The organism is Klebsiella ornithinolytica NBRC 105727 = ATCC 31898, from assembly GCF_001598295.1.
GTDB lineage: Bacteria > Pseudomonadota > Gammaproteobacteria > Enterobacterales > Enterobacteriaceae > Klebsiella > Klebsiella ornithinolytica.
Map to the genome: position 1 here is coordinate 23046 of NZ_BCYR01000004.1, position 22523 is coordinate 45568.

The following is a 22523-nucleotide window of genomic DNA, read 5'->3' on the forward strand; positions in this document are numbered from 1 at the left end:
GGGAAATTACCCGGGCCGTTGGCCCGGGTGAGTGAATATTAGCGTTTGTTCACGTTTTTGGCGGTAGGTTTCCCGGACCAGTAGCCCGCCAGCAGCGAACCGGACAGGTTGTGCCAGACTGAAAACAGCGCACCGGGCAGCGCGGCGAGCGGGCCGAAGTAGATTTTCCCCAGCGCGGCAGCCAGACCAGAGTTTTGCATCCCTACTTCAATCGCCAGCGTCCGGCAGGTTGACTCGTCAAAGCCAAACAGCCGCCCGCCCCAGTAGCCGCCGAGCAGACCGATGGCGTTATGCAGGATCACCGCGACAATCACCACCAGACCCACCGAAGCGATATGGGAGGCGGAGCCGGCGACGACGGCGCTGATAATCGCCAGGATGCAGATCATCGAGAAGGCGGGCAGAAAAGGTTCAACCGCTTTCACCACTTTGGGCAGCGTATGGTGAATCACCAGGCCCAGCGCAATCGGGATCACGACGATCTGCAGGATACTGAGCAGCATCCCCATTACGTCGACCTGAATGTGCGCATCCACATACAGCCGCGTCAGCAGCGGCGTGGCAACCACGCCGACCAGCGTAGAAACAGATGAGATGGTGACAGACAGCGCCACATCGCCTTTCGCGAGATAGATCATCACGTTCGATGCTGTCCCGCTGGCGACGCTCCCGACCAGTACCATGCCGGCTGACAGCTCAGGCGGCATATGGAACAGCAGCGCCAGCGCCCAGGCGGCGAGAGGCATCACCAGATAGTGAAGAAAAATACCTGCAGCAACCGGCGCCGGGCGCGACAGCACGCGCTTAAAGTCATCCAGTTTCAGATGCACCCCCATTCCGAACATGATGAGCATCAGCAGCGTGGTGACCCACGGCCCGACGGGCGTAAAGGTCGACGGGGTATAATAAGCCAGAACAGAGAGCAGCAGCGCCCATAACGGGAACAGCCTCGTCAGAGTAGCGAGCATGTTGTTTTCCTTGCGATTAACGCCTCATCCTTCGGGCAACGCGTGCGCAGGCGGTGTCTGTTTCCCCGGGCACGTTGTCTGCTGTGCATCAGGGGGCGTCGCACCGGCCCGTCGCCCGAACGATTGAGGGGATGTTGTGTTGATATAGTTATAAAAAAGCCGGGTTCGAGCCCGGCTATAGGTAATTTTTATCGCGTGAAGAAATATTATTCAAACAAATTATGATGCAATTTCTGCACGACTTTCTCGGCATCCGCCCCAGGCACCAGGAAGCAGAGGTTATGGCTGGATGCGCCGTAGCAAATCATACGAATATTGAACGGCTCCAGGACGCCGAAAACTTCTTTGCCCACGCCACAGGCGCGCGACAACTCGTTACCGATTAACGCCACCAGCGCCAGATCCTGCTCCACTTCTACGCGGCACAGGGAGGAGAGTTCGGTCAGCAGCGCCTGCGTCAGCAGAGTATCGGTGGCGGAGGTTGAACCGGTGGTATCCATAGTCAACGCGATGCTGACTTCGGACGTGGTGATCAGATCCACGGAAATATTGTGGCGCGCGAGGATCCCGAATACTTCCGCCAGGAAGCCGCGAGAGTGCAGCATATTCAGGCTATGCAGCGTCAGCAGCGTCTGGCGGCGGCGCAGGGCCAGCGCGCGGAACAGCGGCGGATTTTCGGTTTTATTACACACCAGCGTTCCGCCGGCGGTGGGTTCTTTGCTGGATCCCACGAACACCGGAATATCGCTACGCACGGCGGGCAGCAGGGTGGCCGGATGAAGCACTTTGGCACCAAAGGTGGCCATTTCTGCCGCTTCGGCAAATGCGATGACATCAATGCGTTTTGCCGCCGGCGCGACGCGCGGGTCGGTGGTGTAGATACCCGGGACATCGGTCCAGATATCGACACGGCTGGCGTTCAGCGCTTCGCCCAGCAGAGCGGCGGTATAGTCGCTGCCGCCGCGGCCCAGCGTTGTGGTACGGCCTTTGGCTTCGCTGCCGATAAAGCCCTGGGTGACCACCAGACCTTCAGCCAGCCGCGGAGTCAGCTGCAGCTGCGTCAGCTCGGCGAGTGCGGCAATGTCTGGCTCGGCGCGGCCGAAGCGATCGTTGGTGCGCATAATCTTACGTACATCGAACCACTGTGACGCAATACCGCGCTCGCGGAGAATTTCGACAAACAGCAGGGTGGACATCAGTTCGCCATGGCTGACCAGCTCGTCGGTCAGCGCAGCGGAACTTGCCAGCGCAGCGGCTTCTGCCAGGGTGGTGATATTTTCCAGCAGACGCTCGATCTCTTCGCGAATCACGTTGGGATAGCGCAGACGCTCCAGGATATTGAATTGAATCTGGCGCAGCGATTCGAGCTTTTCAAAACGCTCAGCGGGTTCCAGCCCTTCAGCCAAAGCAACCAGAAGATTGGTCACACCCGCAGAGGCCGATAACACCACGACGCGCGTGTTCTCATCAAGTCGCGCAACATCAACGCTGCGATTCATGGCATCGAAATCGGCAACGCTGGTGCCGCCGAATTTGGCTACAACTAAATCTGTCATAACAACCTCGTGTCAGGGGGGGCCTGACTTATTAAAACGATTCCTGAGTGGGGCTGGGCTGGACACCAACTTACAGTAATAAAATGTCTTAATAAGCCAGGCCAAATTATTCAGCCATGGCACAAGGGAAGAGCGAAAAACAGGGTGGGCGCAGAGCAATAAACAGCTACGATGTCACCCAGAAGTGCTCCACCTTGTAGACCCGCTCCCCAACGCCTTGCGTCAGTTCCTGGGTATGAAACGCCCGACTGCGAACGTTTCTGGTGACAACCCAGGGGATTCAGCCCCTGTGGCCGGTGATGTGCGTACCAGACGCTTTATCACCTCGGCGTTGCTCCCCCTCACGTATTTTCGCCGGACTGGTTCCTCCAATACGGTTACCTGGGCAACGCACCTCTTCTGGCAATTACCGACGTCTTTCACTTTGCCTGGGGGCGCTGGTGATGATCCCCCTGCAATACCCTTTCGCTGTAGCGTGAAATGCGCGAGCAATACAAACCTGCATAAATGCAGGCAGTGCAGTTATATAAAGGCTTCGGAGTAGGTATGTCAACGTTGCGGTTATGCGGATTTTTCATGCGGGGGTGATTAACAGAAAAAAGCCTTATGATGGCTATACTAGTAGAGGCTTTTTGCCCCGAACTGACCCTATTCCTGACACGTGTCATAGGCATAACATAAAAATCATCACAATTTTTTGCCGCCGGCGCTACAATCGACCGCAGTCACAATTCTCAAATCAGAAGAGTATTGCTAATGAAAAACATCAACCCAACGCAGACCTCTGCCTGGCAGGCATTACAGAAACACTTTGATGAAATGAAAGATGTCACTATCAGCGAGCTTTTCGCGCAAGATAGCGACCGTTTTTCTAAGTTTTCCGCAACGTTCGACGATCTGATGCTGGTGGATTTCTCCAAAAACCGCATCACTGAAGAGACGCTGACCAAACTGCAGGATCTGGCGAAAGAGACCGATCTGGCAGGGGCGATCAAGTCCATGTTCTCCGGTGAGAAGATCAACCGCACTGAAGATCGCGCTGTTCTGCACGTTGCTCTGCGCAACCGTAGCAATACCCCGATTATTGTTGATGGCAAAGATGTGATGCCGGAAGTGAATGCTGTTCTCGAAAAGATGAAGCATTTCTCTGAAGCGATCATCTCCGGCAGCTGGAAAGGCTATACCGGTAAAGCGATTACCGATGTAGTGAATATCGGTATCGGTGGCTCTGACCTCGGCCCGTTCATGGTGACCGAAGCGCTGCGCCCGTATAAAAACCATCTCAATATGCACTTTGTATCTAACGTCGATGGCACCCACATCGCCGAAGTGCTGAAAACGGTGAACCCGGAAACCACCCTGTTCCTGGTTGCGTCGAAAACCTTCACCACCCAGGAAACCATGACCAACGCCCACAGCGCGCGCGACTGGTTCCTGGCGACCGCGGGCGATGAGAAGCACGTGGCGAAACACTTCGCCGCACTCTCCACCAATGGCAAAGCGGTGGGCGAGTTCGGGATTGATACTGCCAATATGTTTGAGTTCTGGGACTGGGTTGGCGGCCGTTACTCCCTGTGGTCAGCCATCGGCCTGTCCATTATCCTGTCCGTGGGCTTCGACAACTTTGTTGAGCTGCTCTCCGGCGCGCATGCGATGGACAAACACTTCTCCACCGCCGCGCCAGAAAAAAACCTGCCGGTGCTGCTGGCGCTGATCGGCATCTGGTACAACAACTTCTTCGGTGCTGAAACCGAAGCCATTCTGCCGTACGACCAGTACATGCACCGCTTCCCGGCGTATTTCCAGCAGGGCAACATGGAATCTAACGGCAAATACGTTGACCGTAACGGCAACGCCGTAGATTACCAGACCGGCCCGATCATCTGGGGTGAGCCGGGCACCAACGGTCAGCACGCGTTCTATCAGCTGATTCACCAGGGGACCAAAATGGTACCGTGCGATTTTATCGCCCCGGCCATTACCCATAACCCGCTCTCCGATCACCATCCGAAGCTGCTGTCTAACTTCTTTGCGCAGACCGAAGCGCTGGCGTTCGGTAAATCCCGTGAAGTGGTTGAGCAGGAGTATCGTGACCAGGGTAAAGATCCGGCAACCCTGGATCACGTGGTGCCGTTCAAAGTGTTCGAAGGCAACCGCCCGACCAACTCCATCCTGCTGCGTGAAATCACCCCGTTCAGCCTCGGCGCGCTGATTGCCCTGTATGAACATAAGATCTTCACCCAGGGCGCGATCCTCAACATCTTCACCTTCGACCAGTGGGGCGTTGAGTTAGGTAAACAGCTGGCAAACCGCATTCTGCCAGAGCTGAAAGATGGCGAAGAAATCAGCAGCCACGACAGCTCGACGAACGGCCTGATTAACCGTTACAAAGCCTGGCGCGCATAAGGCGCCGGTGCCTGAATACCGGTCAGGGCGATCGGTATTCAGGCTATGTGCTTTCTGCATTCACCCGGCGGTGCGTTGTTTGCGCGGGCCGACGACTGTGTTTTGTAGGCCGTGCAAGGCGTCAGCCGCCGTCCGGCAGACGTCCAGCGAACCGATCTCAATGCCGACCTTCCGGGGCGGCATTTTTGTTTATAGCCGCCGCAGCAGTTTCGCCGGGTTACCCGCCCAGACGCCTTTTTCTGTTATCGATTTCGTGACCACGCTCCCGGCGCCAATCACCGCGCCATCGCAGATGCTGACCGCCAGAATGGCCGCGCCGCTGCCGATAGAAACATCGTTGCCAAGCGTAATTCGCCCCCAGTTTTCCCGGTTGGCATCGGGACGGCCCTCGCGAAACATATCGTTGGCAAACATCACGCCGTGGCCGATAAAGCAACGCTCGCCGATCGTGACATACTCGCAGATAAAGGTATGGGACTGGATTTTACTGTCGGCACCGATGCGCGTATGGCCCTGAATTTCGACGAATGGCCCGACAAAGACGTTATCGCCAAGCGTGCAGTCATAGAGATTGGCAGGTTGATAAATCACCACGTTCTCGCCGCTGGTGACGTTGCGGATGCCGGTTTCACGAAGAGTGTGCATAGCGCCTCTCAGATAGGTTTGGCCAGAATATGTAGCGTGCTCGTCTGGGTTGCGGAGCGGAATACGCTGTCTTTCACATATTGCATACCTGAACGCTCATAAAAACGCCTGGCGCCGGGGTTGCTGGCGAGGACTTCCAGCCACAGCCAGTCGTCACCCGCCGCCTTTGCCCGCGCTTCAACGGCGCTAAAAATCTGCTCACCGTAGCCATGCCCTGTTTCAGTCGGCAGTAAATAGAGCTTATGCAGCAACGTGCCGCGCGGACCGTCGGACGCTATCGGCTGATGGCAGCTGTATTTCGCGAAGCCGACAGGATGCCGGGCTTCGGCAATCAGCCAGCAGCTGCGCTCATCGGCGAGGCTGCGGTGAAGGGCGGGCAGGGAGTACTCCTGCTGGAGGAAGTGCGCCAGCTCGCTGGCGCTGTGCCAGAGGTGGGCGAAGTGGTGGCGATAGCTAGCGTTCCCCATTTCACTCAGCAGGGGAGCGTCTTCCCGGTGCGCCGTACGTATTGTCAGCATTGCTGTATCCTTTTTAACCCGCCAGTCTGGCAAGTGATTGTTACATTTGACGCAACAGACGCAAAAAGTTAACGAATAATATCGATCTGGATCACGTTTTTGCGTTATACAGATCGGCAGGAATAACGAATATAAGAGGTACGCATATGCCGTCGGTCTATCGTCCGTTGGTCAATTTTGTGGCGACCGCCATGCAGGCAGTTTTGAATCTGGCGCTGCTGTGTCTGGGGGTCATCCTGGTGGTTTTTCTGGGGAAAGAGACGTTCCATCTGGCGCATGTCCTGTTTACTCCGGAGCCGGTGAGTAAGTACAAGCTGGTCGAAGGGCTGGTGGTTTATTTTCTCTATTTCGAGTTTATCGCGCTGATTGTGAAGTACTTTGAGTCGGGCTTTCACTTTCCGCTGCGCTATTTTGTCTATATCGGCATTACGGCGATTGTGCGTCTGATTATTGTCGATCACGAATCGCCGATGGCGGTGCTTATCTATTCGGCAGCGATCCTGATTCTGGTGATTACGCTGTGGCTGTGTAACTCCAACCGCCTGAAACGCGAATAAAAAAAAGCGGCCTCCAGAGGCCGCTGACCAACAGTCACAAAACTTAATTTATGTAGGGTCCAGTTGAGGATAGCAGTGGCATTTGCCTTACTTTTTCAGCTGAGGGCGGTAGTTGCCGTACCCGGTTGGGGTTCGTGTACAGCAACTAAGTCACCGTCCCTCCTCTGAAATTTGGGGCGGGTATAACGATGAAACTTAACCTTTCACCCCGCCTGCCGTCAGGCCGTTAACCAGCCAGCGCTGGGCCAGCAGGAAGACAACCGTAATCGGAATGGCGGAGAGCACCGCCGCAGCGGCAAAGTCACCCCACAGGTAGTTCTGCGGGTTGAGATACTGTTGCATACCTACGGCCAGGGTATAGCTGTTCACATCGCGCAGCAGCAGCGAGGCTACCGGGACTTCGGTAATCGCAGCAATGAACGACAGAATAAATACGACGGCCAGAATCGGTACCGACAGCGGCAACAGGACCAGACGGAAGGCCTGCCACGGCGTCGCGCCATCCAGCGCCGCCGCTTCTTCCAGCGAGCCGTCGATGGTTTCGAAGTAGCCCTTAATCGTCCAGACGTGCAGCGCGATGCCGCCCATATAGGCGAAGATGACGCCGCCGTGGGTGTTCAGGCCGACGAACGGTAAATACTGGCCGAGGCGGTCAAACAAGGCGTATAGCGCCACCAGCGACAGCACCGCCGGGAACATCTGGAAAATCAGCATCCCTTTCAGCAGGGTCGCTTTGCCCGGGAAGCGCATACGGGCAAAGGCGTAGGCGCAGGTCGTGGACAGCGCCACGATACCGATGGCGGTGATCCCGGCCACTTTCACCGAGTTCCACAACCATAGCAGAACCGGGAAAGGTGGCGGGGTGACGCGGCCGTCAGCGTGTTCGACGCTGAAGCCCAGCGCCAGCCGCCAGTGCTCCCAGGAGATTTGGTCCGGGATCAGGCTGCCGGTGGCGAAGTTACCCTCGCGCAGAGAGATAGCAATAACCATCAGCAGCGGGAACATAATCGCCGCGATGAAAACCAGCAGCAGGAGGTGCGTGGTGAGCAGACGCAGCTTCTGAGATTTGGGTTGTACCATAGCCATAATATTTTTATTCCCCTTGATACCGCTCCAGGCTATCTCACTTGCCATTTTGAACCCGGGCAGTGCTCATCATCCTCACGTACTACGTGTACGCTCCGGTTCTTGCGCGCTGGCCGGGCCCAAACTGGCTGCGTCAATGACGCCTGGTTATTCCAGTTAGTCGAATTTCATTCGTGTGGCTTTCAGGTTAACAATCGCCAGTACGCCCACCAGCAGGAAGATCAGGGTGGCAATCGCTGCCGCCAGACCGAAGTCCTGACCGCCGCCGCCTTCGAAGGCGATACGGTAGGTGTAGCTGACCAGCAGGTCGGTATAACCGGCCGGCGTGGTGGTGCCGAGACGGTCCGGACCACCGTTGGTTAACAGCTGAATCAACACGAAGTTGTTAAAGTTAAAGGCGAAGCTGGCGATCATCAGCGGCGTCAGCGGCTTAATCAGCAGCGGCAGCGTAATCTTAAAGAAGTTCTGGAACGGACCGGCGCCGTCCATTGCCGATGCTTCGTACAGGTCGTCAGGAATCGCTTTCAGCAGGCCCATGCACAGAATCATCATGTACGGGTAGCCCAGCCAGGTGTTGACGATGACGATCATCGAACGCGCGGTGGTCGGGTCGCTGAACCAGGCCGGTTTGATGCCGAACAACGCGCTGAGCATCATGTTGATTTCACCAAAGCTCTGGTTGAACAGCCCTTTGAAAATCAGAATCGAGATAAACGACGGTACGGCGTAAGGCAGAATCAGCAGAACACGGTAAATCGCTTTACCTTTCAAGGATTCCCACTGTACGAGGCAGGCGAGGATCATGCCCACGGCCACGGTCAGAATCACGGTCAGGACTGAGAAGACCACCGTCCAGACGAAGATAGCGAAGAACGGTTTCTGAATCCCTTCGTCGGTAAAGACGCGGGTGAAGTTATCCCAGCCGATCCCGACGGTGTAGCCCGGGCTCAGCTTCTCAGCGCCCCAGCTACCGTCGGCGTTGATGGACTGGTAGAAACCGACGTCATTGTTCGGACGATATTTTACGCCGCTCTGGTTGTTGGCCAGCGTGCCATCATTGGCCAGCGTATACAGCGGCTGGGTACCGGAGAACTGGCGCAGTGAGCTCATGATCACTTTGCTGTCGTCAGGCAGGATGGCGGTCAGCTGGTTCAGCGCGGTGCGGTTTTGGGTGATGATCCGCAGGTTTGCGCGTTCACCTTCCGGCAGCGCTTCAGCTTCTTTTAAGGCCAGTTTCTGCTCGCCGCCGAGTTTAAAGGCATCGGAGACGTAATTTTTGCCGCTGTCGCCATCGGTCAGCGCCAGTTTCCACTCATCTCCCGCCGGGAACAGCGAGAAGTTGTAGGATTTACCGGCCTGGAACGAGCGATCCATCAGCACTTCCTGAGCGCGCTCAAAGGTTAGCTGGTTGGTGCTGCTGTAGTTGGTGAAGGCGATGGCGATGGTACAGACCAGCGGGAACAGGACGAACAGCCCCATCCCGGCGAGCCCCGGGTAGACATAGCGCCAGGCATAGGCCTTGCGGTTGGTAAAGATATACAGGCCAGCTGAGCTTAAAATCAGCGTCAGGATGGCAAACAGGTACTCCCCCTGGGCGTACATCAAAACGACAAGGTAACCCACCAGCAGGCACAGCAAGCCAATCACAGACCATGTCAGCTGCGGGCTTTGCCACCAGTGTTTCTTTTTAACGACATCCATGGGGATCATCCTCTACAGCGGTGAAAACTTATTTGTCAGGCCGCGCTTATGCTCGCCTGACCTACGGCCCAGGCCGTAGTTGTAAGGCGGGTAAGCGTAAGCGCCACCCGCCATTTTCTTATTTAGTGATACGAGACTGTGCGTCTTTCAGCGCGGCATCGACGGTCTGACGACCGCTAGCTGCGTTGATAACCGCGGTACGTACGGCATACCAGAAGGCGGACATCTGCGGGATGTTCGGCATAATTTCGCCTTTCTGGGCGTTCGCCATGGTTGCAGCGATACGCGGATCTTTCTCCAGTTTTTCCTGGAAGGATTTCAGCGCAACGGCGCCCAGCGGTTTGTCCTTGTTCACTTCGTCCAGACCCTGGTCGGTCAGCAGATAGTTTTCGAGGAACTCTTTCGCCAGTTCTTTGTTCGGGCTGGCGGCGTTGATACCGGCGCTCAGTACGCCGACAAACGGTTTAGACGCTTTGCCTTTGAAGGTTGGCAGCAGCGCGACGCCATAGTTGACCTTGCTCTTATCGATATTCGACCATGCCCACGGACCGTTGATGGTCATCGCGGTTTCGCCTTTGTTGAAGGCGGCTTCAGCGATGGAGTAATCGGTATCGGCATTCATGTGTTTATTCTTGATGAGGTCAACCAGGAAGGTCAGACCGGCTTTCGCGCCAGCGCTGTCCACGCCTACGTTTTTGACGTCATACTTGCCGTTTTCAAATTTGAACGCATATCCGCCGTCAGCGGCAATCAGCGGCCAGGTGAAGTACGGTTCTTGCAGGTTGAACATCAGCGCGCTCTTACCTTTCGCTTTCAGTTCTTTATCCAGCGCCGGGATCTCTTCCCAGGTTTTCGGCGGATTCGGGACCAGGTCTTTGTTGTAAATCAGCGACAGCGCTTCAACCGCGATAGGGTAGGCGATCAGTTTGCCGTTATAGCGTACGGCGTCCCAGGTAAACGGATAGAGTTTGTCCTGGAAAGCTTTGTCCGGGGAGATTTCAGCCAGCAGGCCAGATTGCGCATAGCCACCGAAACGGTCATGAGCCCAGAAGATGATGTCCGGGCCGTCGCCAGTCGCCGCGACCTGCGGGAATTTCTCTTCCAGCTTATCCGGGTGTTCGATGGAAACTTTAATGCCGGTATCTTTTTCAAACTTCTTACCCACTTCGGCGAGACCGTTATAGCCTTTGTCGCCGTTAATCCAGATAACCAGCTTACCTTCTTCAATTTTGGCGAGGGCAGAGGCGGAAAACATCATCGTGGTCAATGCAGACAACGCGAGGATGCGAGCGCCGGTTTTGATTTTCATATACCAGTCCTTTTTGGTGATGTGCTCGTGGATACACTTAGGTGGCTTAACGGTGATGAGTTTCCTTTTTTAACAACCCCTTTCCATCCTCCCTATGTCTACGCCCCACCCGTGGTTTGTGTGATCTGCATTGCAGAAATGCCCGTATTGGGGTCTGGAGCACATAAAAACGGGGCCATTTTTGCTACTTGCATCACGAAAATGGCTTTGCCACGCCATCCCCCGCAGCGAGGGGCAATCTCTCATCCTCCCGTCTCCTCCCCCATAAAAAAGGCGGGGGTGGAGGATTCACCAGGTGAATGAATGCCGCATAGTCAGCCCATCTTGAATGTGTCTTTTAGTGACAGGTTGTAACGAAGGGAGATGGGGATGGCGAGCGTACAGCTGCGAAATATAACGAAAGCCTGGGGTGACGTGGTGGTGTCGAAAGATATCAATCTCGACATCCAGGAAGGGGAGTTCGTGGTGTTTGTCGGGCCATCGGGCTGCGGCAAATCAACCCTGCTGCGTATGATTGCCGGGCTGGAAACCATAACCAGTGGTGATTTATTTATTGGTGATGCGCGAATGAACGATATCCCTCCTGCCGAACGCGGTATCGGGATGGTGTTCCAGTCGTATGCGCTTTACCCTCATCTTTCCGTTGCGGAAAACATGTCCTTCGGCCTCAAGCTGGCCGGTGCTAAAAAAGAGTTAATTAACCAGCGCGTCACCCAGGTAGCGGAAGTGCTGCAGCTGGCGCATTTGCTGGAGCGTAAGCCGAAGGCATTATCCGGTGGACAGCGTCAGCGTGTGGCGATTGGCCGTACCCTGGTTGCTGAACCCCGCGTGTTCCTGCTCGACGAACCACTTTCTAACCTCGACGCCGCGCTGCGTGTGCAGATGCGTATCGAAATCTCCCGTCTGCATAAGCGCCTTGGGCGCACGATGATCTACGTTACCCACGATCAGGTCGAAGCGATGACGCTGGCCGACAAAATTGTGGTGCTGGACGCCGGCCGCGTGGCGCAGGTCGGGAAACCGCTGGAACTGTATCACTACCCGGCCGATCGCTTTGTTGCGGGCTTTATTGGTTCGCCAAAGATGAACTTCCTGCCGGTAAAAGTCACCGCAACCGTCATTGAGCAGGTTCAGGTCGAACTGCCGAACCGCCAGCACGTCTGGCTGCCGGTGGACAGCGCCCGCGTTCAGGTTGGCGCCAACATGTCCTTAGGTATCCGTCCGGAACACCTGCTGCCCAGCGATATCGCCGACGTCACCCTTGAAGGGGTCGTTCAGGTGGTTGAGCAGCTTGGTCACGAAACACAAATTCATATCCAGATCCCCGCCATCCGTCAAAACCTGGTTTACCGCCAGAACGACGTGGTGTTGGTAGAAGAGGGAGCCACATTCGCTATCGGTTTGCCACCAGAGCGCTGCCATTTATTCCGTGAGGATGGTACGGCGTGTCGTCGGTTGCATAAAGAGCCGGGCGTGTAAGGCTTCCCATTAAAAAAAAACACGAACCCCATAGGGCGCTGCAACCAGGCATAACGACGGGCGAAGTGTTCAAAGAAAAGCAATGATCTCAGGAGATAGAATGATGATTACTCTGCGCAAACTTCCACTGGCGGTCGCCGTCGCGGCAGGCGTTATGTCTGCTCAGGCGCTGGCCGTTGATTTCCACGGTTATGCTCGTTCCGGTATCGGCTGGACCGGTAGCGGCGGTGAACAACAGTGCTTCCAGGCAACCGGTGCTCAAAGTAAATACCGTCTTGGTAACGAATGTGAAACCTATGCGGAATTAAAACTGGGCCAGGAAGTATGGAAAGAAGGTGATAAGAGCTTCTACTTCGATACTAACGTTGCCTACTCCGTATCGCAGCAAAATGACTGGGAATCCACCAGCCCGGCATTCCGTGAAGCCAACGTGCAGGGTAAAAACCTGATCGACTGGCTGCCAGGCTCCACCATCTGGGCCGGTAAGCGCTTCTACCAGCGTCATGACGTCCACATGATCGACTTCTACTACTGGGATATCTCCGGTCCTGGTGCGGGTCTTGAAAACATCGACGTTGGCTTCGGTAAACTTTCTCTGGCAGCGACCCGTTCTTCTGAATCCGGCGGCTCTGCGACCTTCGCCGATCGTGATGCGCTGGGTAACCGCGTATATGACAACATCGTTCCGAACGACGTCTTCGACGTGCGTTTAGCACAGATGGAAATCAACCCGGGCGGTACTCTGGAGCTGGGTGTTGACTACGGTCATACCAACGTTCCGGATAATTACTACCTGCAGCCAGACGCGTCTAAAGATGGCTGGATGTTCACCGCTGAGCACACCCAGAGCATCCTGAAAGGCTACAACAAGTTTGTTCTGCAGTACGCCACCGACGCGATGACCTCTAACGGTAAAGGCGTTCCGCAGGGCGGCAGCATCAACAACGACGGTTCCATGTGGCGCGTGCTTGACCACGGTGCAGTCTCTCTGGCTGACGATTGGGACATGATGTACGTGGCGATGTACCAGGATATCAACCTCGACAACAACAACGGCACCAAATGGTGGACCGTCGGCGTACGTCCTATGTACAAATGGACGCCGATCATGAGCACCCTGCTGGAAGTCGGCTACGACAACGTGAAGTCGCAGAAAACTGGCGACAGCAACAACCAGTACAAAATTACCCTGGCGCAACAGTGGCAGGCGGGCGACAGCATCTGGTCCCGTCCGGCAATTCGTCTGTTCGCAACCTACGCCAAGTGGGATGAGAAATGGGGCTACGCGAACGGTGATTCCGGTGCGGGCTACACCTCCGGCGTGGCGTACAACGACACTTCTGCGAAGACCTTCAGCCGTGGCGATAGCGACGAGTGGACCTTCGGTGCCCAGATGGAAATCTGGTGGTAATCCAACCTGACGTGTGATGACCAAAAGAGGGGCGCAAGCCCCTCTATCTTCGGCTCAGCGGGCTATTGCCTGGCTACCGCTTGGCCATCGGAATTGAGGTGATAACAATGAAAATGAAGAAAAGTCTCGTTGCCCTCTGCCTGTCCGCCGGCCTGCTGGCCAGCGTACCCGCAGTCAGTTTTGCTGATGTGAATTTTGTGCCGCAGAATACCTCTGCCGCACCGACCATCCCTGCTTCCGCGTTACAACAGCTAACCTGGACGCCGGTCGACCAATCGAAAACGCAAACCACGAAGTTAGCGACGGCAGGCCAGTCGCTGAACATCCCCGGCATCGTCGGCCCCGTGGCGGCCTACAGCGTCCCGGCAAATATCGGTGAGCTGACCCTGACTCTGACCAGTGAAGTCAATAAGCAAACCAGCGTTTATGCGCCAAATGTGCTGATTCTTGACCAGAATATGACGCCATCGGCGTTTTTCCCAAGCAGCTACTTCACCTATCTGGAGCCGGGCGTGATGAGCTCGGATCGCCTGGAAGGGGTGATGCGCCTGACGCCGGCTTTAGGTCAGCAAAAAATCTATGTGCTGGTCTTTACTACCCCGCAGGATTTGCAGCAGACCACCAAATTAATCGATCCGGCGAAGGCCTACGCCAAAGGTACCGGTAATGCGGTGCCGGATATTCCGGATCCGATCGCCAAACATACCACCGAAGGTACCCTGGGTCTGAAGGTGAAAACCTCTTCCGGTTCCAGCGTGCTGGTTGGGCCGCTGTTTGGCTCCTCCGGTCCTGGGCCAGTGACCGTCGGCAATACGGCGGCACCGGTCTACAACGCGCCAGCCTCCGCGCCGGTTGTTGCTCCAGTTGCGGCGCCAGCGCCGGCTGCGAAGAGCGAACCGATGCTTGACGATACGGAAACCTACTTTAACAACGGCATCAAACAGGCGGTTGCGAAAGGTGATATCGATAAAGCCCTCAAATTGATGAACGAAGCCGAACGCCTCGGTTCGAAATCTGCTCGTTCCACCTTTATCAGCAGTGTAAAAGGCAAGGGGTGATCGTCTCCCCACAATGCTGATGTTTAGGCACAGCCTTTAGGTGCGTCCGCCTGGACGCACCTTTTTTTATCGCGTGGCGGCTGCTGTTGCATGGCTGTTACGCCGATGATCGTATCTTGACGCTTTGCCCGCCCTGACTGGCTTATTCTGCGATACAATGCTGCTACGTTATGTAACGGAGAACCAGGCATGTCACATCCTGCGCTTACGCAACTGCGTGCGCTGCGCTATTTTGCCGCGATACCCCCGCTGGAACCGCACCTGCGCGACTGGCTGTTGCTGGAAGACTCAATGACTCAACGCTTTGAGCAACAAGGGAAAAAGGTCAGTGTTAATCGAGTCAACGAAGGTTTCGTCGGCCGGGAAGCGCTGGTGGGTGAAGAGGCGTTGCTGCCGGATGAAGCGCGTTACTGGCTGCGGGAAATCATCCTTTGCGCCAATGGTGAACCCTGGCTCGCTGGCCGAACGGTGGTGCCTGAGTCGACGCTGTGCGGCCCGGAGCTGGCTCTGCAGCAGCTGGGGCAGACGCCGCTGGGGCGTTATTTGTTCACGTCATCCACATTAACCCGCGATTTTATTGAAATTGGGCGCACGGCAGAGCTGTGGGGGCGTCGTTCTCGCCTTCGGCTGAGCGGCAAACCGCTGCTGCTGACAGAACTTTTTCTGCCTGCGTCGCCGCTGTATTAAGAGGAAAAGAAAATGGAGAGGAGTCTGGCGCAGAATAAGCTGTTGGCGTTTCATCGCCTGATGCGTACTGACAAACCCATTGGCGCGCTGCTGCTGCTGTGGCCGACGCTGTGGGCACTGTGGGTGGCGACGCCGGGGATTCCACCGCTGTGGATTCTGGCCGTTTTTGTCGCCGGTGTCTGGCTGATGCGCGCCGCCGGCTGCGTGGTGAATGATTACGCCGACCGAAAGTTTGACGGCCATGTCAAACGCACCGCCCGCCGTCCGTTACCCAGCGGCGATGTCTCGGAGAAAGAGGCCCGGATTCTGTTTGCCGTGCTGGTTTTGCTTTCGTTCCTGCTGGTGCTGACCTTAAACACCATGACTATCCTGCTTTCGGTTGCCGGGCTGGCGCTGGCGTGGGTGTATCCGTTTATGAAGCGCTACACTCATCTGCCGCAGGTGGTGCTGGGCGCAGCGTTCGGCTGGTCGATTCCGATGGCCTTCTCGGCGGTGAGCGAAGCGTTGCCGCTGAGCTGCTGGCTGATGTTCCTCGCCAATATTCTGTGGGCGGTGGCTTACGATACCCAGTACGCGATGGTCGACAGGGACGATGACGTCAAAATTGGGATTAAATCAACGGCGATCTTGTTCGGCGAACATGACCGTACCATTATCGGTATGTTGCAGATTGGGGTGCTGATACTATTGGCTGCCATCGGCTGGCTGAACGGGCTGCACTGGGAATATTACTGGTCGCTGTTTATCGCCGCAGGGCTGTTTTTCTGGCAGCAGAAGCTGATTTTCCGGCGCGAACGGGACGACTGCTTTAAAGCATTTTTAAATAATAACTACGTCGGACTGGTGGTGTTTCTCGGTCTGGCAATGAGCTATCTGCAGTAGTCTCTTCCTTCCCCCGGCGTGCGGCGCGAACGCCATGGCCGGGGGAGAGGAAGGCCCGCCTCAGCCGTTACGCTTCATCCTGCGTGACGCTTTCAATCGTCAAGCGCACATCCGACGTAATCAGATCGGCCAGCATCTGGTAGACCTTCAGCGTCTCTGCCGGCTCAGCATCGCCGGTATCGCTGATATAGCCCTCATCGCGCAGCGTCAGCACTAACGTACTGAATACCGCTTTATCGAAGAACTCCGGCGCGTTGATACCGTGCAGCACCGACAGACGCTGCGCCACCGTGCGGCTCTCTTTCTCCAGCGAACTGCGGTTGATAGACGGGTTCGCGCTCAGCAGCCAGAAGGTAATGGCGTAGCGCTGGAGCGTTTCACGCGCGCCTGCGGCCAGCAGTTGCAAGGAACGGGAGTGGGACGGATTGATGCTGATGGCATCATCGCTCAGGACAATCAGTCCCTGACGCTGCATTTCCGCCGCCAGGGCATCGATGACGCCAGCCAGCTCTGCTTTTTCCCAGCGCAGGAACAGCTCGGCCTTCAGCAGCGGATAGAACATCTCAACGTGACGCAGCACTTCCGCGCGGGTGATACGACGATGCTGGGTAATGATCGCCGCCAGCAGCGACGGCAGCATCAACATATGGGCGATGTTGTTGCGATAGTAGGTCATCAGCACCGCCTGCTCGCGCGGCAGAATGATGATATCGCCGATGGTATCTTTCTCGACCTCGAACTTATTCATCTTCAGCGCGTGGTCAATCAGCTCGCTGGCCGAGGCCGCCGGCGTGGTCGCATCCGGGGAGTACGGTACGTTGCGCAGCAGATCGAGGTAGCACTCCAGCTGTTGCGTCAGCTGTTCGCGGGTCAACGAGCGTTGACGAGAGGCCAGCAGCGCGGTGCAGCACAGGTTCATGGCGTTGGCCGCGCCGGCGTTGTTGATGCGCACCATCAGATCGGAAGCAATGTTGTTGACCGTCGGTGTCAGCCACGATGGGCGCACCGCTTCGATCGGATCGATTGACTCACGCCATTCCGGAACATGCTGGTTCAGGTAAGTCATCAGCGGCAGTGGTTCGCCAAAGTTAACATAGCCCTGACCGAGGTTACGCAGCTTGCTCAGGCCGCGCAGCATCTGCGGCAGACTCTCTTTTTCTTTCGTCGCACCGCGCAGCTCTTTGGCGTAGGTGCCCACTTCCATCACGTGCTCGTAACCGATGTAGATAGGCACCAGCGTGATCGGTCGGGTCCCGCCGCGCAGCATGGCCTGGATGGTCATCGACAGGGTGCCGGTTTTCGGATCCAGCAGACGGCCGGTACGCGAGCGGCCCCCTTCAACGAAGTACTCCACGGAGTAACCCCGGCTGAACAACTCGCCGAGATATTCGCGGAACACCGTGGAATAGAGCTTATTGCCCTTAAAGGTACGGCGAATAAAGAATGCGCCACCGCGGCGGAAAATGGGGCCTGCTGGCCAGAAGTTCAGGTTGATACCGGCGGCAATATGCGGCGGCACCAGCCCCTGGTGATACAGCACGTAGGAGAGCAGCAGATAGTCCATATGGCTACGATGGCACGGTACGTACACAATCTCGTGCCCTTCATGGGCCAGCTGACGTACGCGCTCGGCGTTGTGGACGTTGATCCCCTGATAGAGACGGTTCCAGGTAAAACCGAGAACGCGGTCGGTCAGGCGAATCATCTCATAAGAGAAATTCGCGGCGATCTCTTCCATCAGCGCGATGGCGTTTTGCTGCGCCTTCTCATGGGAAATTTTCTTGCTGCGCGCTTCATCTTCCACCGCGCGGGCGATGGCTTTGGAGGCCAGCAGCTTATTGAACAGATCCTGACGTGCCGGCAGACGTGGGCCGACGGCGGCCAGACGTTGGCGGGCGAAGTGCATACGCGCGACGCGGGCCAGCTTCTGGGCGATAATTTTATCGGTGCCGTGTTCGGTGGCCATTCTGCGCAGAGAAACCGGCGGCGAGAAACGGACAAAGCTGTCGCGGCCCAGCCACAGAACGGCGAAGAACTTCTGAATGCCATTCAGCATGCGCAGCGGCGGGTTTACTTCGCCTTTTTCGCGCCCTGGCGCACGACCAAACATCACCGAGACTGGCACCATTTGCACGTCCAGGTCAGGATGGTTGCGGTGCAGATCCAGGTAGTCGTGGAACAGCTTAATCGACTCTTCTTTCGGCGCGTAGTAGGTAAAGACGCGCGGGCCACCGTGGATAAATACGTAGCGCGGCAGCAGCGCGCCATCGATTTCCAGCGGTTCAAGCGGATCGGGTAAATCGTGCTCCAGGCACTGGGCGCGCAGGGTCAGCAGGTCCGCCTTGGAATTATAAGGCAGGACGTACATGATCGGACGCGAGGTATCCAGCCCTAATTCCTGAGCAGGTTCTGCGGGAATAGACTTGCTTTTTACCAGCACCCGTAATGGTAAATTCAGTAATTTATAGTAAATTCGTTGCCAGCCGGACATAAACGATGTGAAGCCTCTGGTTAATCATGCAAATGCGCGGCAAGAATAACAGAAAGCGCGCAAAATTTCCGTTGCCACGCGGCAAACGCGTACACTCATTGACGTCATTTACATAAAAAGGTTCTTTTGATGGCCAATAATACCACTGGGTTAACCCGAATCATTAAAGCGGCAGGTTATTCCTGGAAAGGGTTCCGTGCGGCATGGATAAATGAGGCCGCATTTCGTCAAGAAGGCATCGCCGCCATTGTTGCTGTCGCGATCGCCTGCTGGCTGGACGTTGACGCCATCACGCGTGTGCTGCTGATAGGCTCGGTCCTGATAGTGATGATAGTCGAAATTCTTAATAGCGCGATTGAGGCGGTGGTGGACCGTATTGGCCCGGAACATCATGAGCTGTCCGGTCGGGCGAAAGATATGGGTTCTGCGGCGGTGCTGCTGGCCATTGTGATCGCGCTGATCACCTGGGGCCTCTTGCTGTGGGCCCGCTATCACTGAGTGACCACTTTGTGAGATGCCCCCGCCTGGCGATGTCCTCCCGGCGATCGGCCGACCCCCGATGGGTTTTGCCCGGCTGGCGACAATCACCCCTGGCGCAATGGGCTATCGGGGACGCAAAATGGAAAGAATCTCCTGATTTTTGTGTGAAATTTGATTCCAAAATCACCGTTAGCTGTATATACTCACAGCATAACTGTATATACACCCAGGGGGCGGGATGAAAGCGTTAACGACCAGGCAGCAAGAGGTGTTTGATCTCATTCGGGATCACATCAGCCAGACGGGCATGCCGCCGACGCGTGCGGAAATTGCTCAGCGCTTGGGGTTCCGTTCCCCAAACGCGGCGGAAGAACACCTGAAAGCGCTGGCGCGTAAGGGCGCGATCGAGATTATCTCCGGCGCCTCCCGGGGGATTCGCCTGCTTACGGAAGAAGAACCGGGTTTACCGTTGATTGGCCGCGTGGCGGCCGGTGAGCCGCTGCTGGCTCAGCAGCATATCGAAGGCCACTTCCAGGTCGATCCGGCGATGTTCAAGCCGAACGCCGACTTTTTGCTGCGGGTAAGCGGCATGTCAATGAAAGATATCGGTATTCTCGATGGCGATCTGCTGGCGGTCCATAAAACGCAGGATGTACGCAACGGCCAGGTTGTCGTGGCGCGTATTGACGAAGAGGTCACCGTTAAGCGTCTTAAAAAACAGGGCAATATCGTCGAACTTCTGCCAGAAAACAGCGAGTTTTCCCCTATCGTGGTGAATCTACGCGAACAAAATTTCACTATCGAAGGGCTGGCCGTTGGCGTGATTCGCAACGGCGAGTGGCTGTAACACCTTCCCCACGCAGCATCGTCTGATGCATGATGCTGCGCTGTCTCCTCCCGGTCAGGCTCTTTCTCATGTTCTTTAACGCCGCTGATAAGGCCCTGTGGCGCCTGGCGCTACCCATGATTTTCTCCAATATCACCGTTCCGCTGCTGGGACTGGTGGATACCGCCGTGATTGGCCATCTCGACAGCCCGGTTTACCTCGGCGGTGTCGCGGTCGGCGCGACGGCCACCAGTTTTCTCTTCATGCTGCTGCTTTTCCTGCGGATGAGCACCACCGGACTGACGGCGCAGGCCTTTGGCGCCAAAGATCCTCTCCGCCTGGCGCGGGCACTGGTGCAGCCGCTGGGGCTGGCAACAGGCGCCGGCCTGCTGATTGTGATTTTCCGAACCCCGCTTATCGATCTGGCGTTGCATATTGTTGGCGGCAATGACGCGGTGCTGGAGCAGGCGCGGCGCTTTCTCGACATCCGCTGGCTGAGTGCGCCGGCATCGCTGGCAAACCTGGTGCTGCTCGGTTGGCTGTTGGGCGTACAGTACGCCCGGGCGCCGGTGATTTTGCTGATCGTTGGCAACCTGCTGAATATTGTGCTCGATCTGTGGCTGGTGATGGGCCTGCACCTGAACGTGCAGGGGGCCGCGCTGGCGACGGTCACCGCCGAATATGTCACCTTTATCATCGGGCTGCTGATGGCAAGGCGTGTGCTGGCGCTACGCGGCGTGTCATTTGCCCTGCTCAAGCGCGCGTGGCGCGGAGATGTGCGCCGCTTGCTGGCGCTCAATCGCGATATCATGCTGCGCTCTCTGCTGCTTCAGTTGTGCTTTGGTGCGGTGACCGTTTTCGGCGCTCGTCTTGGCGGTGAGATCGTTGCCGTCAACGCGCTCCTGATGACCATGTTGACCTTCACCGCCTATGCCCTGGATGGTTTTGCTTATGCCGTGGAAGCGCACTCCGGGCAGGCGTACGGCGCGCGTGACGGTAGCCAGTTGCTTGATGTCTGGCGGGCGGCCTGCCGCCAGTCGGGAATGGTGGCGCTGGCCTTTGCGGCAACCTATGCCGTAGCCGGGCAGCAGATTATCGCCCTGTTGACTTCGCTACCCTCGCTTCAGCTGCTTGCCGATCGCTATCTGATCTGGCAGATCGTTTTGCCGGTGATTGGCGTGTGGTGTTATTTGCTGGATGGCATGTTCATCGGCGCGACGCGCGGGGCTGAGATGCGCAACAGCATGGCGGTGGCGGCGGCGGGGTTTGCCCTGACGCTGCTGACGCTGCCGGTCCTTGGCAACCACGCGCTATGGCTGGCGCTGGCGGTCTTCCTCGCGCTGCGCGGTCTGTCGCTGGCGGTCATCTGGCGGCGACACTGGCGGCGTGGCACCTGGTTTTCGTAGCGATTTTTGATATGTAATTGGTTAAAGATTCCGAATAATAAATTCAACTCAGAATTCTTATCTATAGTTAATACTATGTCCGGCACACAGCGGGCTGTTAACTCACCGAACGATGAGGATTGAATTATGAACAAAGACGAAATCGGCGGTAACTGGAAACAGTTGAAAGGTAAAGCGAAAGAAAAATGGGGCAAGCTGACCGATGACGATATGACCGTCATTGAAGGTAAGCGTGACCAGCTGGTCGGGAAAATCCAGGAGCGTTATGGATACGCTAAAGATCAGGCGGAGAAAGAAGTGTCTGACTGGGAACGAAAAAACGATCACCGCTGGTAGCGGTGAGTGTTAACGAATTAACCCTTTGTTATTGCCTGCCCGATGGTACATGGAGGTACCGGCAACCTGGATTCCCGCTGCGGCGATAGCCTCAGCGGGCTTTCTTTTTAATCTGAATGGTATGGTCGTGATGGCAGTGTCCCGGGGTGCTACAGGCTTCGACCTCGACACAACCCGCGCACAGGCCGTGTGCTTCAATCACATTGTGGCGTAGCGCAAAACCCATTCTGGCCGCCAGCGTATGCATAATGTCTTCAACGCCTTCGGCACACTCTTCTTTGACCACGCCGCAGCGGTCGCAGATAAACATGGCTGAGCTATGGGTCGGCTGATCGAAAAGATGGCACAGCACGTAGCTGTTGGTCGATTCCACCTTGTGCACGAATCCCTGTTCCAGCAGAAACTCCAGCGCCCGGTAGACCGTCGGCGGTTTCGCCTGCGGCTCTTTCTCGCGCAGCAGGTCGAGCAGGTCATACGCGCTAATCGCCCCTTGCTGGAGGCTCATCAAACGCAACACTTCCAGGCGCTGCGGAGTCAGGCGCACGCCGCGCTGTGCGCAGAGCTTTTCAGCATGCGCTAACATTTCTTGCGAAGTGGTCTTATTCATGAGCATCCTCTGGTTGCGTGAGTCTGAAGTTGTTACTTTATCACGATCCAGGCAAAACGCCGAGAACCGGCGGCTTGTGCTATACCTGATGCATCTCATTTTCGGGAGAAAACG

At 56.4% G+C, this 22523-nt stretch carries 20 protein-coding genes and 1 riboswitch; of the genes, 11 read left to right on the forward strand and 9 right to left on the reverse strand.

Going from position 1 to position 22523, the window contains the following annotated elements; translation table 11 throughout:
• Positions 1 to 38 precede the first annotated feature (38 nt).
• Together panS and lysC are read right to left on the reverse strand one after the other, a co-directional pair.
• The gene (panS, locus tag ROR01S_RS09985; RefSeq protein ID WP_004856416.1) at positions 39 to 968 is read right to left on the reverse strand and encodes a ketopantoate/pantoate/pantothenate transporter PanS; all 930 of its coding nucleotides are present in this window, start codon (positions 966 to 968) and stop codon (positions 39 to 41) included.
• Between the two features lie 206 nt (positions 969 to 1174).
• Positions 1175 to 2524: a lysine-sensitive aspartokinase 3 gene (lysC, locus tag ROR01S_RS09990; RefSeq protein ID WP_004856417.1), complete on the reverse strand. Its 1350-nt coding sequence runs from the start codon at positions 2522 to 2524 to the stop codon at positions 1175 to 1177.
• A gap of 174 nt (positions 2525 to 2698) precedes the next feature.
• Positions 2699 to 2931: riboswitch (Lysine riboswitch) on the reverse strand.
• 349 nt (positions 2932 to 3280) lie between these two features.
• Between lysC and pgi the strand changes: the two genes are divergently transcribed.
• A complete protein-coding gene (pgi, locus tag ROR01S_RS09995) occupies positions 3281 to 4930 on the forward strand; it encodes a glucose-6-phosphate isomerase (protein WP_004856418.1) in 1650 nt (549 codons plus the stop codon).
• A gap of 189 nt (positions 4931 to 5119) precedes the next feature.
• Here the strand turns inward: pgi and ROR01S_RS10000 are convergent, their stop codons facing one another.
• Positions 5120 to 5575: an acyltransferase gene (locus ROR01S_RS10000; RefSeq protein ID WP_004856419.1), complete on the reverse strand. Its 456-nt coding sequence runs from the start codon at positions 5573 to 5575 to the stop codon at positions 5120 to 5122.
• 8 nt (positions 5576 to 5583) lie between these two features.
• Positions 5584 to 6093, reverse strand: coding sequence for a GNAT family N-acetyltransferase (locus ROR01S_RS10005; protein WP_015585371.1), 510 nt, complete (start codon positions 6091 to 6093; stop codon positions 5584 to 5586).
• A gap of 146 nt (positions 6094 to 6239) precedes the next feature.
• Here ROR01S_RS10005 and psiE point away from each other — a divergent pair, with 146 nt between their 5' ends.
• Positions 6240 to 6650, forward strand: coding sequence for a phosphate-starvation-inducible protein PsiE (gene psiE, locus ROR01S_RS10010; protein ID WP_004856423.1), 411 nt, complete (start codon positions 6240 to 6242; stop codon positions 6648 to 6650).
• A 195-nt stretch (positions 6651 to 6845) separates the two neighbouring features.
• Here the strand turns inward: psiE and malG are convergent, their stop codons facing one another.
• The 3 genes from malG to malE form a co-directional block, all read right to left on the reverse strand.
• Entirely contained in the window at positions 6846 to 7736 is an 891-nt protein-coding gene (gene malG, locus ROR01S_RS10015) for a maltose ABC transporter permease MalG (RefSeq protein ID WP_015585370.1), read from the reverse strand.
• A 156-nt stretch (positions 7737 to 7892) separates the two neighbouring features.
• A complete protein-coding gene (gene malF, locus ROR01S_RS10020) occupies positions 7893 to 9437 on the reverse strand; it encodes a maltose ABC transporter permease MalF (protein WP_004856427.1) in 1545 nt (514 codons plus the stop codon).
• Positions 9438 to 9555: 118 nt separating this feature from the next.
• Positions 9556 to 10746 (reverse strand): maltose/maltodextrin ABC transporter substrate-binding protein MalE, encoded by a 1191-nt coding sequence (gene malE / locus ROR01S_RS10025; RefSeq protein WP_015585369.1) that lies wholly within the window; start codon positions 10744 to 10746, stop codon positions 9556 to 9558.
• 369 nt (positions 10747 to 11115) lie between these two features.
• Between malE and malK the strand changes: the two genes are divergently transcribed.
• The 5 genes from malK to ubiA all read left to right on the forward strand — a co-directional run bounded on the left by malK (position 11116) and on the right by ubiA (position 16263).
• A complete protein-coding gene (gene malK / locus ROR01S_RS10030; protein WP_064359431.1) occupies positions 11116 to 12225 on the forward strand; it encodes a maltose/maltodextrin ABC transporter ATP-binding protein MalK in 1110 nt (369 codons plus the stop codon).
• 100 nt (positions 12226 to 12325) lie between these two features.
• The gene (locus ROR01S_RS10035) at positions 12326 to 13636 is read left to right on the forward strand and encodes a maltoporin (RefSeq protein WP_004856433.1); all 1311 of its coding nucleotides are present in this window, start codon (positions 12326 to 12328) and stop codon (positions 13634 to 13636) included.
• A 107-nt stretch (positions 13637 to 13743) separates the two neighbouring features.
• Positions 13744 to 14694, forward strand: a complete 951-nt coding sequence (gene malM / locus ROR01S_RS10040) for a maltose operon protein MalM (RefSeq protein WP_004856435.1) — start codon at positions 13744 to 13746, stop codon at positions 14692 to 14694.
• 189 nt (positions 14695 to 14883) lie between these two features.
• Positions 14884 to 15381 (forward strand): chorismate lyase, encoded by a 498-nt coding sequence (gene ubiC, locus ROR01S_RS10045; protein ID WP_004856438.1) that lies wholly within the window; start codon positions 14884 to 14886, stop codon positions 15379 to 15381.
• A gap of 12 nt (positions 15382 to 15393) precedes the next feature.
• Positions 15394 to 16263: a 4-hydroxybenzoate octaprenyltransferase gene (ubiA, locus tag ROR01S_RS10050; protein ID WP_004856440.1), complete on the forward strand. Its 870-nt coding sequence runs from the start codon at positions 15394 to 15396 to the stop codon at positions 16261 to 16263.
• Positions 16264 to 16330: 67 nt separating this feature from the next.
• On the opposite strand, the gene plsB is transcribed toward ubiA, so the two are convergent.
• Complete coding sequence (gene plsB, locus ROR01S_RS10055) at positions 16331 to 18754, reverse strand: glycerol-3-phosphate 1-O-acyltransferase PlsB (protein WP_004856443.1); 2424 nt, start codon at positions 18752 to 18754, stop codon at positions 16331 to 16333.
• Positions 18755 to 18883: 129 nt separating this feature from the next.
• On the opposite strand from plsB, the gene ROR01S_RS10060 reads away from it, so the two are divergent.
• The 4 genes from ROR01S_RS10060 (at position 18884) to ROR01S_RS10075 (ending at position 21802) form a co-directional block, all read left to right on the forward strand.
• Positions 18884 to 19252: a diacylglycerol kinase gene (locus tag ROR01S_RS10060; RefSeq protein ID WP_004856446.1), complete on the forward strand. Its 369-nt coding sequence runs from the start codon at positions 18884 to 18886 to the stop codon at positions 19250 to 19252.
• A 220-nt stretch (positions 19253 to 19472) separates the two neighbouring features.
• Positions 19473 to 20081: a transcriptional repressor LexA gene (gene lexA, locus ROR01S_RS10065; RefSeq protein ID WP_004856448.1), complete on the forward strand. Its 609-nt coding sequence runs from the start codon at positions 19473 to 19475 to the stop codon at positions 20079 to 20081.
• A 68-nt stretch (positions 20082 to 20149) separates the two neighbouring features.
• Positions 20150 to 21466, forward strand: a complete 1317-nt coding sequence (dinF, locus tag ROR01S_RS10070; RefSeq protein ID WP_004856454.1) for an MATE family efflux transporter DinF — start codon at positions 20150 to 20152, stop codon at positions 21464 to 21466.
• Between the two features lie 126 nt (positions 21467 to 21592).
• The gene (locus tag ROR01S_RS10075) at positions 21593 to 21802 is read left to right on the forward strand and encodes a CsbD family protein (RefSeq protein ID WP_004856456.1); all 210 of its coding nucleotides are present in this window, start codon (positions 21593 to 21595) and stop codon (positions 21800 to 21802) included.
• 91 nt (positions 21803 to 21893) lie between these two features.
• Here the strand turns inward: ROR01S_RS10075 and zur are convergent, their stop codons facing one another.
• Positions 21894 to 22409, reverse strand: a complete 516-nt coding sequence (zur, locus tag ROR01S_RS10080) for a zinc uptake transcriptional repressor Zur (RefSeq protein ID WP_004856459.1) — start codon at positions 22407 to 22409, stop codon at positions 21894 to 21896.
• Positions 22410 to 22523 lie beyond the last annotated feature (114 nt).

Coding starts and splice junctions, on each gene's coding strand:
- panS (WP_004856416.1), bottom strand. CDS start 968: ATGCTCGCTACTCTGACGAGGCTGTTCCCGTTATGGGCGCTGCTGCTC.
- lysC (WP_004856417.1), bottom strand. CDS start 2,524: ATGACAGATTTAGTTGTAGCCAAATTCGGCGGCACCAGCGTTGCCGAT.
- pgi (WP_004856418.1), top strand. CDS start 3,281: ATGAAAAACATCAACCCAACGCAGACCTCTGCCTGGCAGGCATTACAG.
- ROR01S_RS10000 (WP_004856419.1), bottom strand. CDS start 5,575: ATGCACACTCTTCGTGAAACCGGCATCCGCAACGTCACCAGCGGCGAG.
- ROR01S_RS10005 (WP_015585371.1), bottom strand. CDS start 6,093: ATGCTGACAATACGTACGGCGCACCGGGAAGACGCTCCCCTGCTGAGT.
- psiE (WP_004856423.1), top strand. CDS start 6,240: ATGCCGTCGGTCTATCGTCCGTTGGTCAATTTTGTGGCGACCGCCATG.
- malG (WP_015585370.1), bottom strand. CDS start 7,736: ATGGCTATGGTACAACCCAAATCTCAGAAGCTGCGTCTGCTCACCACG.
- malF (WP_004856427.1), bottom strand. CDS start 9,437: ATGGATGTCGTTAAAAAGAAACACTGGTGGCAAAGCCCGCAGCTGACA.
- malE (WP_015585369.1), bottom strand. CDS start 10,746: ATGAAAATCAAAACCGGCGCTCGCATCCTCGCGTTGTCTGCATTGACC.
- malK (WP_064359431.1), top strand. CDS start 11,116: ATGGCGAGCGTACAGCTGCGAAATATAACGAAAGCCTGGGGTGACGTG.
- ROR01S_RS10035 (WP_004856433.1), top strand. CDS start 12,326: ATGATGATTACTCTGCGCAAACTTCCACTGGCGGTCGCCGTCGCGGCA.
- malM (WP_004856435.1), top strand. CDS start 13,744: ATGAAAATGAAGAAAAGTCTCGTTGCCCTCTGCCTGTCCGCCGGCCTG.
- ubiC (WP_004856438.1), top strand. CDS start 14,884: ATGTCACATCCTGCGCTTACGCAACTGCGTGCGCTGCGCTATTTTGCC.
- ubiA (WP_004856440.1), top strand. CDS start 15,394: ATGGAGAGGAGTCTGGCGCAGAATAAGCTGTTGGCGTTTCATCGCCTG.
- plsB (WP_004856443.1), bottom strand. CDS start 18,754: ATGTCCGGCTGGCAACGAATTTACTATAAATTACTGAATTTACCATTA.
- ROR01S_RS10060 (WP_004856446.1), top strand. CDS start 18,884: ATGGCCAATAATACCACTGGGTTAACCCGAATCATTAAAGCGGCAGGT.
- lexA (WP_004856448.1), top strand. CDS start 19,473: ATGAAAGCGTTAACGACCAGGCAGCAAGAGGTGTTTGATCTCATTCGG.
- dinF (WP_004856454.1), top strand. CDS start 20,150: ATGTTCTTTAACGCCGCTGATAAGGCCCTGTGGCGCCTGGCGCTACCC.
- ROR01S_RS10075 (WP_004856456.1), top strand. CDS start 21,593: ATGAACAAAGACGAAATCGGCGGTAACTGGAAACAGTTGAAAGGTAAA.
- zur (WP_004856459.1), bottom strand. CDS start 22,409: ATGAATAAGACCACTTCGCAAGAAATGTTAGCGCATGCTGAAAAGCTC.